General features: G+C 66.5%; 11 protein-coding genes, 1 tRNA gene and 2 pseudogenes. 8 read left to right on the forward strand and 6 right to left on the reverse strand.

Translation table 11 applies throughout. The features are described from left to right. Positions 1 to 209 (reverse strand): annotated as a pseudogene (locus tag RIF23_RS20280) (transposase); the annotation flags it as partial. 404 nt (positions 210 to 613) lie between these two features. Here RIF23_RS20280 and RIF23_RS20895 point away from each other — a divergent pair. Continuing rightward, positions 614 to 2011, forward strand: coding sequence for a cytochrome P450 (locus RIF23_RS20895; protein WP_407659521.1), 1398 nt, complete (start codon positions 614 to 616; stop codon positions 2009 to 2011). A 148-nt stretch (positions 2012 to 2159) separates the two neighbouring features. On the opposite strand, the pseudogene RIF23_RS20290 reads toward RIF23_RS20895, so the two are convergent. Further along, positions 2160 to 3059: pseudogene (locus tag RIF23_RS20290) on the reverse strand (GlxA family transcriptional regulator); the annotation flags it as partial. 228 nt (positions 3060 to 3287) lie between these two features. Between RIF23_RS20290 and RIF23_RS20295 the strand changes: the two are divergent. The 4 genes from RIF23_RS20295 to RIF23_RS20310 all read left to right on the forward strand — a co-directional run bounded on the left by RIF23_RS20295 (position 3288) and on the right by RIF23_RS20310 (position 8200). Further along, the gene (locus RIF23_RS20295) at positions 3288 to 4127 is read left to right on the forward strand and encodes an Rmt family 16S rRNA (guanine(1405)-N(7))-methyltransferase (protein WP_310914233.1); all 840 of its coding nucleotides are present in this window, start codon (positions 3288 to 3290) and stop codon (positions 4125 to 4127) included. 358 nt (positions 4128 to 4485) lie between these two features. Continuing rightward, complete coding sequence (locus RIF23_RS20300) at positions 4486 to 5529, forward strand: extracellular solute-binding protein (RefSeq protein ID WP_310914234.1); 1044 nt, start codon at positions 4486 to 4488, stop codon at positions 5527 to 5529. A 104-nt stretch (positions 5530 to 5633) separates the two neighbouring features. Further along, complete coding sequence (locus tag RIF23_RS20305; protein WP_310914235.1) at positions 5634 to 7148, forward strand: ABC transporter permease; 1515 nt, start codon at positions 5634 to 5636, stop codon at positions 7146 to 7148. Beyond that, on the forward strand, positions 7148 to 8200 hold the full coding sequence (locus tag RIF23_RS20310; RefSeq protein ID WP_310914236.1) for an ABC transporter ATP-binding protein: 1053 nt from the start codon (positions 7148 to 7150) through the stop codon (positions 8198 to 8200). Before RIF23_RS20305 ends, RIF23_RS20310 begins: the two co-directional genes overlap by 1 nt. Positions 8201 to 8214: 14 nt before the next feature. Here RIF23_RS20310 and RIF23_RS20315 read toward each other — a convergent pair whose 3' ends face one another. Beyond that, positions 8215 to 8370, reverse strand: a complete 156-nt coding sequence (locus RIF23_RS20315) for a hypothetical protein (protein ID WP_310914237.1) — start codon at positions 8368 to 8370, stop codon at positions 8215 to 8217. Between the two features lie 118 nt (positions 8371 to 8488). Then, positions 8489 to 8797: a hypothetical protein gene (locus RIF23_RS20320; protein WP_310914238.1), complete on the reverse strand. Its 309-nt coding sequence runs from the start codon at positions 8795 to 8797 to the stop codon at positions 8489 to 8491. Between the two features lie 348 nt (positions 8798 to 9145). On the opposite strand from RIF23_RS20320, the gene RIF23_RS20325 reads away from it, so the two are divergent. From RIF23_RS20325 to RIF23_RS20335, 3 genes are all read left to right on the forward strand, one after another. Next, positions 9146 to 9973: a helix-turn-helix domain-containing protein gene (locus RIF23_RS20325; RefSeq protein WP_310914239.1), complete on the forward strand. Its 828-nt coding sequence runs from the start codon at positions 9146 to 9148 to the stop codon at positions 9971 to 9973. 330 nt (positions 9974 to 10303) lie between these two features. Next, positions 10304 to 10426, forward strand: coding sequence for a DLW-39 family protein (locus RIF23_RS20330; protein ID WP_310914240.1), 123 nt, complete (start codon positions 10304 to 10306; stop codon positions 10424 to 10426). A 247-nt stretch (positions 10427 to 10673) separates the two neighbouring features. Next, positions 10674 to 10749 (forward strand) — tRNA-Ala (locus RIF23_RS20335). 393 nt (positions 10750 to 11142) lie between these two features. Here the strand turns inward: RIF23_RS20335 and RIF23_RS20340 are convergent. Together RIF23_RS20340 and RIF23_RS20345 are read right to left on the reverse strand one after the other, a co-directional pair. Continuing rightward, a complete protein-coding gene (locus tag RIF23_RS20340) occupies positions 11143 to 11703 on the reverse strand; it encodes an ATP-binding protein (RefSeq protein WP_310914241.1) in 561 nt (186 codons plus the stop codon). Continuing rightward, positions 11696 to 12002 (reverse strand): hypothetical protein (locus RIF23_RS20345; RefSeq protein ID WP_310914242.1); only part of this gene is annotated, 307 nt, incomplete at its 5' end. The genes RIF23_RS20340 and RIF23_RS20345, both read right to left, overlap by 8 nt.

Here is a 12002-nt window from a genome sequence, read left to right on the forward strand (position 1 = left end):
ACGGTGCGCAGTGGACCCGGAAGGGCCGAACACCGGCGGAAGCTGGGTCCAGGTGCAGCCGGTATCGGCCACGAAGATGATCGCCGCCAGCACTTCGCGGTCGCCATACCCGCCCGCCCTCCGCCCTGAGAGCAGGCAGGCGCCTCAGACATCACCCGCTGAAACAGTTCCCACAACTCATCTGGCACCAGCCCCTCCACCATCGACATGCGCCCAAGCTACCGAGAATCCAAATGAGCTAAGCTCATATTGCGGGAGATGCCCAAGGGATTTGTGTGGAAGGTGTTCTGTGCGAGATTATGATCGAGCAGAGTGCAGGACGTAGGGTCCCCTTCGGGGCGGCTTGATCATCGACAGAAGTAGCCGTTTATGGGAACGCCGGCGCGGTCGTCCAAGAGGGGAGTCCGTGCGGATGCCGTGCCGGAGTCACAAGTGCACAATAGTTCAACGCGTTCACGCACTTCCCGCATCTAAGCTATTCCCTTTCTGGTCTTGGAATGGTCGAGTGGGAGGGCGTTATCCGGGACGTTGGTTGCTCCGGTGACGCTAGGGACGCCCGGCAGCGATTGTGGCGGGAGTCCATCCGTATGCCCCCTTCTGGGAGATCACCATCATGAGCAAACCGACGACGCGACAGCCCCCGCTCGTCCCCGATGCGCTTCCTGTTCTTGGCCATGCGGCGCAGATCCTCCGGGACCCTCTAGGATTTTTGACATCGCTCCCCAATTATGGCGACCTAGTTCGAATCAAGATTGGACGGCAGCAAGCATACGTGGTGTGTCATCCCGATTTGCTGGCAGAGGTACTGCTGGATGATCGGAGCTTCGACAAAGGGGGGCCATTAATCGAGAAAGCCCGGGAGTTCGTGGGAAACGGGCTGGCTGCTTGTCCGCACCGAGAACATCGGCGCCAGCGGCGCCTCGTTCAACCGGCTTTTCATCGTGGTCGTCTTCCCGCTTATGCAGCGGTGATGAGCAAGCATGCCGATGTGATGACTTCCTCATGGAAGAATGGTCAGGATATTTTTCCTGTCGAGGAAATGTATAGAGTGACCGCCAACGTCATCGCTGCCACCTTGTTTGGTACAAGAATGACCGATGCGGAAGTCACTGAGATCCGCCAGGCCATGGGGGTGCTTGTGGCTAACGGGTTCCGACAGATGCTCACTCCGGGGCCACTTGCCAAACTCCCAACTCCGGCGAATCGGAAATACGCGCACGCAAAGAGGATCCTTTTCACTACGGTTCGCCGCATCATCGAAAGGCAACGGAATGCAAGGAGTGACGGCAGTATTCTGGCGGCACTCCTTGAATCCCGAGGTGAAGATGACGCGTTTTGTGAAACCGAAATATACGATCAAGTCCTCTCTCTGCTTGTGGCCGGTATTGAAACCACAGCGTATGTCCTTACCTGGTGCTGCCTGCTGCTCGCGCACCACCCCCAATGCCAGGAGCGCCTGCACGTGGAGTCCCGTGCAGTCCTCGGTGGGAGGGTAGCAACGTGGGAAGACCTGCCCCGGCTGAAATCAGCGGACCGGGTCCTGACCGAGGCACTGCGCCTATACCCGCCGGGATGGCTATTCACTCGAACGGTCACCCGAGACACGAGGCTTTCCGGATATCCCGTCCCCGCTGGCTCCACCATCGTCTTTAGCCAGTACATCCTCCATCACCGGTCCGATCTGTTCGTCCACCCCGAGGACTTCGACCCTGACCGGTGGCTGTCCCCCTCCACGCCCTGCCGTCCTCGTGATGGATTTTTCCCCTTCAGTGGAGGCGCACGTCAATGCATCGGAAATAACTTCGCTTTCACCGAGGCCACGCTTGTACTGGCGACCATCGCCGATCGCTGGCGACTACAGGACTGTGAGTCGCACCGCCCAATCCATCCTGTGGCCAGAATAGTTCTGGTTCCGCCCAAGCGGCCACTGCGCGTCCACCGACGCCCCGGTCCCGGGGTCGACAACGAACCCAACAACCATGAACAACCCGAACTACGGCTGGAGTCTTAGGGTACGACTGACGACTCGGGCGCCGCATGGGTTTCGCCCCCCGCCTGCGGTGGACCCTGTGTCGACAGCGTGACATGGGGCATCGGAACCGTTCGCGGTATTCGGATGGGCCGACCCCGAGGCGGCGCAGGAAGGCGCGCCGCAGCGCCTCCGGGGTGCCGTAGCCGCACGCGCGGGCCGTCTCGGCGACGCCCGCGTCGCTGTCCGCAAACCTGCGACGTGCGCTCTCGATTCGGGCCAGGTCGACATAGCGCCCCGGTGACATGCCGATTTCGCTGGTGAACGCCCTGGCGAAGTGTCGGGCAGACAGATGCGTCCGGCGTGCCAGGGCCTCGACCGACAGGTCGGCCTCGGGGTGCTCGGCGATCCACTGTTGAAGTTCGTGCATGCGGGGGCTTCGCGCGGTATGGACCGCCAGCTGGGCGCTGAACTGAGCCTGGCTGCCGGGGCGGCGCAGGAACATCACCATGTTTCGGGCGACGGCCAGGGCTGCCTCGCTTCCCAGGTCATCGTCAACGAGGGACAGGGTGAGGTCGATGCCGGCGGTCACCCCGGCCGAGGTGGCGATGTGGCCGTCCCGTACGAAAATCGGATCGGTGGCCACGGTGACTTCGGGGAACCGGTTGGCCAGGGTGTGGCAGTGCGCCCAGTGGGTCGTGGCTCGGCGTCCTGCCAGGAGGCCGGCCTCGGCGAGGAGGAACGCCCCGGTGCACACGGAGATCAGCCGTGTGGCGTGTGCCCCTTGTTCGCGCAGCCACGTGAGTACCTTCGGCGGGGGGTGGCGCGTGCCCGCTCCCCCGGGAACAAGAAGCAGGTCAGGGGCGGTTTGGCAGTGGAGATCAGCGTCGGGTGTGATCCGTAGGCCGCTGGACGTCCGGATGGGAGCAGCGTCGGGACTGGCGGTCATAGGTGCGTAGGCCGGCCGGGTGCCCCGGGCCGCGCACCAGGAATTGGCCCCGGTGAAGACCTCGAGGGGCCCGGTGATGTCCAGGCTTTGCACATCCTCGAAGAGGAGGATCAGCACGGTTCGACTCCGCATACGAACCATGCTGCTCCCGGCCCCGGCATGGCCACAATGACGACTATCCCACCTTTCCGGACATCAGGGGTGGGGTAGGCCCCAGGGGCGGGTAATCCCGGGAACACGGGTGGAGGAGCTGGGCGGATTCCGTGGCCCGATGCGCCGTGACCTCGTGTGCTCGCCTCCCCGGCTAGACTCGGTTCGGTCACGCAAGGCCGGGGTGTTGACGTGGGGGCCGGGATGGATGGGCAGGACGTGTCTGCGGACGATGTCCAGGCGGTCGCCTCCGCCGTTGCGCGCAGCAAGCGGTACACGGTCGTGGCCCCGGACACGGTCCGGCGTCTCGCCCGCAAGGCGCTGGTTTCGTCGCAGGGGAACGTGCCGGATGCCGTCAAACGCACCAAGCGGGGTCTGCACGAGATCTATGGGGCCTACCTGCCCGGCAGCGCCCCCAACTACCGGAGCATGCTGCGGCGGCTACGGCCGGCAGCCGAGTCGGGTGACGCGGAGCAGATGGAAGCTGCTCTGGATTCGGCGATGCGTGTCCACGCCTCCACGCGGGAACGTCTCGATGAACTATCCCTGTTCTACCGGGAGGTGTTTCGGCGGGTTCCCCAACCCACGGTTATCGCCGATCTCGCCTGTGGCCTGAATCCCCTGTCCATCCCCTGGATGGGGCTCGATTCGTCGGTGACCTACCTCGCCTCGGACATCGATACGGAACAGGCTCGGTTTCTCGGCGAGGCCCTGACCCTACTCGGGGTGGAGCACCGATCCGAGGTGCTGGATCTCGTGCTGGAACCCGAGTTGGCGCCTGCGGATCTCACCCTGCTCCTGAAGACCGTTCCGTGTCTCGAACGACAGCGCACGGGAGTGGGCTGGGAGCTGTTGGAGCGGGTTCCCTCACGGTGGCTGGTCGTGACCTTTCCCACAAAGTCTCTTGGCCAGCGCTCCAAGGGGATGTTCCAGACGCATTCCTCGGCCTTCGACGCCTATGCCGCGCAGCGCTCGTGGCGGGTGGAGCAGTTCGAATTGTCCAACGAACTGGTCTATGTCGTGGACAAAGATCCCGACGGTGAGCCCGCTGGGTCCTGACCCGAGATTCCGGGGGTCTCGTGGCGTCAGGAGGTCGTTCGGAAGGCCCCAGGTGCGTGGGGATCGGGATATCGGGATCCGCCGCGACGCCAGGATTCCTGACATGGCCTCTGCGGGGCTCTGGCTGTCGGTGCTGTGGTCGCTGTGGTCGCTGTGGTCGCTGTGTCGCTGTGTCGTTCTGTTGCCCTGGTTCTTTGTTTCCGTGGCGCTGGGTCGACATGACACTAGGTACCCCCGCGTGGCTGTTCACTATGGGGGTCTGTACGGTTTAGGTGAGGTAATGCTAATTTAGGTTAGGCTCACTTGGGAGCTGCCCCGGCTCTCGGAGTATCCCCGACCGTCTCAGACAGGAGTATCCGTGCCTGTGTCCCATGCCCGACGTCGTCCGGTCCACCTCGCGGCCGCCGCGCTGCCCGCGCTTGCCCTGCTCGTGTCCGGCTGTGCCACGGACGGGACGGCCGACCCCGACGACCCCGACGAGGAATCGCTGACGATCTACTCCGGTCGGGGCGAGGAGCTCGTGGATCCGCTTCTGGACCAGCTGGAGGAGGAGACCGGCTACGACATCTCCGTGCGGTACGGCGACACGGCGGAACTGGCGGCCCAGCTGCTCGAGGAGGGCGACCGCACCGACGCCGACCTGTTCTACGGTCAGGATGCCGGCGCGTTGGGCGCACTCGCGAACGAGGGCATGCTCGCGGAGTTGCCCGAGGACATCACCGCGGAGGTTCCCGAGGAGTTCCGCGCCAGCGACGACACCTGGGTGGGCCTCTCGGGCCGGTCCCGCGTGATCGCCTATGACCCGGACCAGGTTGACACCCCACCCGACCGGGTCCTCGATGTCGCCGGCGAGGAATATGCGGGCGAAGTCGCGATCGCCCCCACCAACGCCTCGTTCCAGGCCTTTGTCACCGCCCTGCGGGTCATCGAGGGCGAGGACGCCACGGAGCAGTGGTTGCGCGACCTCCAGGACAACGACGTCCAGCTCTACGACAACAACCGCTCGATGTTGGACGCCCTGGAGGACGGTGAGATCTCACTGAGCCTCAACAACCACTACTACTGGTACGAGCGTGTCAAGGAAGACCCGGACTCCGTCACCTCCGAGCTGCACTATCTGCCCGATGGTGACGCCGGTGCCCTGGTCAACATCGCCGGCGCCGGGGTGCTCGCACCCAGCGCCAGCGAGGACGCGGCACTGGAGGCCCTGGAGTACCTCCTGACCGCGGATGCCCAGGAGTACTTCACCGACGAGACCTCCGAGTATCCGGTGGTCGAGGGAACCCCCACCCTGGACGAGCTGCCAGACTTGGACGACCTGGAGCAACCGGACATCGACCTCGGCGATCTGCACGCGCTGGACGAAACCCTGGAGCTCCTCGAAGAAGTTGGGCTGGTGTGACAACACCGGTCGATGACCAGCCGCGTGGGCGGGCCCCGACCGGGGCCCGCCCACGCGGTCGTTCTCTGAGCGCGCTCCGTTCCCTGGCGACGGTGCCGTTCGCCGTGAGGGTTCTGCCGCTCTACCTCCTCGCTTCCCTCGTCGTCGTTCTTGCACTGCTGCCGCTGGGATACCTGCTCGTGCGTTCCGCCGATGGGGGCTGGGGCACCATTGTTGACGTCCTCTTCCGCGAGCGCACGGCCTGGCTGATCCTTCGCAGTCTGGGACTGGCCGCAACCGTGACTCTGGGCTGCCTCGTGTTGGGGGTCGGGCTCGCCTGGGTGACCACCCGCAGCAACCTGCCCTGGCGCAGCGGCTGGCTGGTGGTTACCACACTGCCGCTGGCCATCCCCAGCTACGTTGCCGCCTTCGTGTGGATCTCCGCGTTTCCCGGGCTCCACGGATTCGCCGGATCGGCGATCGTCCTCACCCTGTCCTGCTATCCCTACGTACTCCTGCCCGTCAGTGCCGCGCTCCACCGTGCCGACACCGACCAGGAGGAGGTGGCTCGATCCCTCGGAAAGGGGCCGGTGCGCACCTTCTTCCGCGTCACCCTGCCTCAGGTTCAACCCGCGGCAGCGGCCGGAGCCCTCCTCGCCGCCCTGTACGTGATCTCGGACTTCGGCGCCGTGTCGATCATGCGTTACGACGCGTTCACTCGGGTGATCTACACGTCCTACCGTGCCAGCTTCGACCGTACCCCGGCCGCGATTCTCGGGTGTGTGCTCATCGTGGCCACCCTGCTGATTCTGTGGGGCGAGAGTCGAGCCCGGGGGCGCTCCCGCTACGCGCGGGTTGGCTCCGGAGCGAGCCGCCGTACATCCCCGGTGCAGCTGGGCCCCTGGCGCCTCCCGGCGCTGGGAGTATGCCTGGTCGTCGCCGCGCTGGGTGTCGGTCTCCCCGTGGTGAGCATCGCGTTCTGGATGGTGCGGGGGACCTCCACCGGTATCGACGTTGCCGAGCTGGGCGGGGCTGCGAGCACAACACTGCTCGTGTCCGCTGCCGGGGCGATGCTGGCAACCCTGATGGCGTTGCCGGTCGGTGTCCTGGCGGCCCGCCACAGCGGAGTGGTGCCGCGGATGCTGGAGCGGGCAACCTGGGTCTCCTACTCCCTGCCCGGGGTGGTTGTGGCGCTGTCCCTCGTGTACTTCTCCGTGCGCTACGCCTATCCGCTGTACCAGCAGACCCCGCTGTTGGTCGCCGCCTACGCGGTGCTGTTCCTGCCCGCCGCGGTCGGGGCGGTCCGGTCCGCCGTGGCCCAGTCACCCCCGGTCCTGGAGGAGGTGGCCCGGTCCCTTGGCTCGCGGCGTTCGTCCGTGTTCCTGCGGATCACCCTGCCCCTGGCCGCACAGGGCGTGGCAGCGGGGGCAGCGCTGGTCTTCCTGACCGCGATGAAGGAGCTGCCGGCGACGCTGATGCTCCGCCCCACAGGCATGGAAACGATGGCGACGCGCCTGTGGACCTACACCGAAGTCGGCGCGTACGGGGCAGCGGCCCCCTACGCGGCACTCCTGATCCTGTTGGCTGCCATACCCGCCTACCTACTGGGACGTAGAGCGAACTCCATCGGAGGACACTGATGAGCACTCTCGTGGTGCGTGAACTGAGCAAGTCCTTCGGCCGCACGACCGTGCTGGACCGACTGGACCTGACCGTTCCGCGCGGTGCGCTCGCGGCCGTACTCGGCGCCTCGGGATGCGGCAAGACCACCTTGCTGCGGATTCTCGCCGGGTTCGAGCGCGCCGACGCGGGCACCGTCGAGGCAGACGGTCACCTCATCGGTTCGCGACAGCGCCACGTGCCTCCCGAGAAGCGCAGGATCGGCATCGTTCCCCAGGAAGGTGCCCTGTTTCCACACTTGACGGTCTGGAACAACGTCGCGTTCGGGCTGCCGCGGCGGGGGCGCGCGCAGCGCGTTCGTGAGGTTCTGGATCTGGTTGGACTCGTGGACCTGGGCCGCCGGATGCCACACGAACTTTCGGGCGGGCAGCAGCAGCGTGTGGCACTGGCTCGGGCGCTCGCCCCGAACCCCAGCCTCGTCCTGTTGGACGAGCCGTTCAACGCCCTCGATCCGGGGCTACGTGCGGAGGTGCGCGCGGAGGTGCGCGCTGTGCTCCGGGATGCCGGGGCCACCGGGGTGCTGGTGACCCACGACCAGGAGGAGGCCCTGTCCACCGCGGACATGGTCGCGTTGCTCCGCGGTGGGCACATCGTCCAGGCAGGAACCCCCCGGGATGTCTACACTCAGCCCCGAGACGTGACCACAGCCGGTTTCCTTGGGGAGACCGTCGTTCTCGACGGAAAAACGGAGGACGGACGTGTCGTGTGCCCGTTGGGTATCCTCCGTGCCCATTCGAACGGCGAGGCCACGAACTGCCCCGGCACGGTGGTCCTTCGCCCGGAGCAGCTCGTGCTCGACCCAGACAGTGGGGTGCCCGCACAGGTGAAGGACACTCAGTTTCAGGGGCACGACACCGTAGCCCGGTTGTGTCTGGCCGAATGCGGGACCGAGGTCAACGCTCGACTGCACGCCTACCCGCCCCCCGAGGTTGGATCCCGGGTTCGGGTGCGGGTCGCCGGCGAGGTGTCGTTTTTCCCGGGAACTGTGGAGCCACCCTCCACAGTGGGCTGACTACGGTCCCCCGTTCATCCGGCGCGTCGCTCCCACACCGATCCCGCGCGCCGGTGTAGATCCGTGTCGTCGTCTCGGCCGTCCACGTCGGACGGAGTTTCCACGGCGTGGCGCGCCAGCGCCAGGAACTCCTCGTCGGTCATGGACGCCCAGTCAACTCGCTCGCTCATGTCAGTGCGACTTCCCCGGAATCAAGATCAGTAAGCCTCCACACACCATTTGTTTGTGAAAGACCGATTCGCGGCGGTGTGTGCTGGGACGTCGCAAGAGTTGAGACTGCGGTCCGGCTCAGCCCCCGCGGTTGATGCTCGCCCGACAGTCGGGACAGCGGCAGCGCTTGTTGTACCCCGTCACCGTTCCGTGTGGAAGCTCGGGATCCCGTTCGGCCAGGAGCGTCTCATCGAGCTGCGCACCGAAGGATGTCAGAAGTCGCGCCGCGGCGAACACGCGACGCGGTTTGACCCCGAGGTCACGGGCGGCATCGTCCACATGCTCACCCTTGCGTAGCCGCGCGATCAGGCGGGAGCGCAGAGACGGAGGTAGCTCCTCCGTCGCGGCTGCGATCAACTGCTCGGTGTCGTCCATCGGATAGCTCATCAAGATCCTCGTAATTCACGCCACTCCGGGCCGAGAGCGGCCGGACCGCGGGTAAGGCGGCGGGCATCTGACGGCGGGCACCGCGGCATACGCGCCGCTGCCCCCTTCGCTTCGGTGGCCGACAGTTCGGGTTCCGCCCGCCACCTGAATCGTATGTCCGGATACTCCTCGTCCGGGCACAGGCACCGCCCCGCACGAGGACCCGAGACGGTGGCCGGTGCCGGGCTCGCGCCGGTGCATCGCACGTCTCCGTAGGAATTCTGTCGGTACATACGGATTGCCTCAGCCGCCCACGGGTGGTTCTCTAGTGCCACACGGGCAGTACACAGCGTGCATGGAACTGTTGCCATGACCAGTCCTACGGTCCGACGTCGCCGCCTGTCCTCCGAGCTGCGGCGGCGACGCATGCAAGCAGGTCTGACTCTCAGCGACGTCGCGGACGAGCTTGACTGGTCGCCTGCGAAACTCGGCCATATCGAAACCGGAATCCGCAAGTGGCCCTCGGTTGTGGAGGTCGCCGCGCTGCTCCAGCTCTATGGCGTGACCGGAGGCCAGCGAGAGGCCATCCTCACGATGGTGCGCCAGTCCCGGCTACGCCCATGGTGGACCGACTACCAGGATGTGGTCTCGTCAGCCTACGTCGGTAATGAGGCCGGGGCCGTTGCCATCGACACCTACGGCGGCATGCTGATTCCCGACCTTCTCCAGGTGCCCGAATACACCGCAGCCATGGCCCGCGGTCTCGGACGAACCGGCCCCGCCGTCGATCGAACTGTGGCCGCCGTCCTCAAGCGTCAGCAGCTCCTCGACCGCGAGGGAATGGCCCGGTACGAAGCCATCCTGGACGAGGACGCACTGCGGCGGGTCGCCCCGGAGATCCAGCGTCTCCAACTTGGGCGGCTGATCGAGGAAGCCGGCGGGCACGGGCCGGTGTCACTACGATTCATCCCCACCTCCGCCGGGCCACACCGGGGAAGCTCGGGACCCTTCACCCTCTTCGAATTCGAGTCGGACGAATCTGCCCTGGCCTATGTTGCCGATCCCAGCGGCGGGCACATCCTGGAAACGGAGGATGGGGTCGCGGACTGTCGGGCCTTGTGGAACGAGCTGTGTCGCCTGGCCCACCCACCCGAGACAACGGTGCGGACCCTCAACCGGCTCTCCCTACTGGCCTGAACCGGCCACCCCAACCACCCACCACCGCGGCACGGCTGCTCGTTTACGAGCAGCCGTGCAGGTCAGCATGCCCAAGGAACGCCAGCGATATGGACCGGAACAAGCTGGGGTGGTGCTGCCGTGTCATAGACGAATGGCTTGCTAGGCTGCTATCGATGAATCCGTGACGTTCAGACCACAGACACGGCCGACAGGCGCGGGGACACGGGCGCCACACCGGCGGAAGTCCCCCGGGACCCACAGCCGGACATCGGTACCCGTGGGCCGTGTCGCTGCGACGTACAGCTAGGATTCGACCAGATATCCGTGAGGGAAGAAGGGGACCACACCGTGAAGAAGCTGATTGTCTTGGCGCTCGTGGCCCTGGGGGCGTTCGTTATCTACCGCAAGCTTCAGGCCGACCGGGCCGAGATGGACCTGTGGAGCGAAGCGGGCGCCGCCAGCGACAACTGAGAAACCACGTGACGGTCAGCCACGGCGCGTAGCAACGGGCCGCTGCCGTCGCGTGGGCTCCCTCCGGGGATTGCCGCATCATCACGTTCAGGGGCCGCACCGGCCGCAACCCTGATCCGGTGCGGCCACATGCGTGTGAGATCCACGAGCGTGCCGACGTGTTCTATGATCTCGGATCATGTGCACACACCGGTGTCGCCCACCAGGTATGCTCGCATGCGGATCCTGTGAGGGATCATCTAACGACGGGGCCATAGCTCAGCTGGCAGAGCGCTGGTTTTGCATACCAGAGGTCAGGGGTTCGACTCCCCTTGGCTCCACCAAATACGCAGGTGAGGCCGTCAGTTTGGCCTGAGTGGCGGTGATTGAATCGCCGCCCGCGCCGTCGCCGCCGCAGGCGGCGTCGGGCGCTGGTCGCCCTCCGCCGCATGACGGCCAGTGGGCCGGTTGGGGCCGCTGTTCCTACCGTGTGTCGCCCCCATCGGCTTTTCCTCACCCCCATTGGCTTTTGAGGGCTCTCATCGTCTGGGGGGTGGCCCCGAGGCGCCAGGGCGGCCTCAGGCCCACCCAGCCCGGTTGGGGAAGGACACGGAACCGGGCCGGGCGGGGGCTGGAGGGTTTGGCGGGTGTGTGGGGTGGTGTGGCTTGCCCCGGCGCGGCTGGGGGCCGTGTGGGGTGCGTGTCACCATTCGGGTGGGGTGCTGTGTGGTGTGGGGTTAGGGCGGGTGCGGGGTGGGCGCGGCGCCGGTGCTCGTTGGGGCGGCACCCTGGGCTGTGCTGGCGGGTTGGTGGGTGAGGTCGGCGGTGACGGTGCGGCCCGAATTGTCGCCGCGGGAGAACCAGCGCTGTGCCAGGTGGTCCACTAACGCGAGTCCGCGGCCGTGTTCGGCGTCGGGGTCGGGGCAGCGCACTATGGGGCCTGGTGCGCCGGCGTCGTCCCAGCTATCCCCGTGTGGGGATGAGCCACCGGTTCGCGAGACCGTGCCGGCATCCGTGACTTCCACACGGATGCGGCGGGGGGTGAGGAACAGGCGGAGGTGAACCCGCCCCAGGATCGCCCGCAGTCGGGCTTCGGCCCGCCCGGTCGTGTCGTGCTCGCTGCCGCCGCTGGTGGTGTGGTGCAGCGCGTTGGTGACCAGCTCACTGATCACCAGTTGGGTGTCCCCGATCGCTTCGTCGTCGGTGATGCGGGGGGTGAGGATCTCGGTGGCCCAGGCGCGGGCGTGGGCCGCGCTGGCGGGGATGCCGGGGAAGGTGCGGATGAACAACTCACACATGGTCCCCACCCCCGCCCATGGGGTGTGCCTGCGTAGGGAGCACGATGGCGGTGCCCGAGGCCGCGGCACGGAGTTGTTCGGCGAGCTGGTGCGCCTGGGCCGCGCCGGGCTCCAACAACGACCCCAGGTGGGACACCCCCGGGGCGTTGCACAGGTCCCGGGCGGCGCCACTGGCATACACCCGCGCGAGGTCGCCCGCGGCCTGGTCCAGGGCCTGGATCGCCCGGTGCAGCCGGTGCGTCTCTGCCAGGCCCAGCCCCCGGGCCTGCGCGGGTTCCTGGTGGCTGGTCATGACGGGA

Origin of the sequence: Lipingzhangella rawalii (assembly GCF_031628175.1) — a bacterium.
GTDB lineage: Bacteria > Actinomycetota > Actinomycetes > Streptosporangiales > Streptosporangiaceae > Lipingzhangella_A > Lipingzhangella_A rawalii.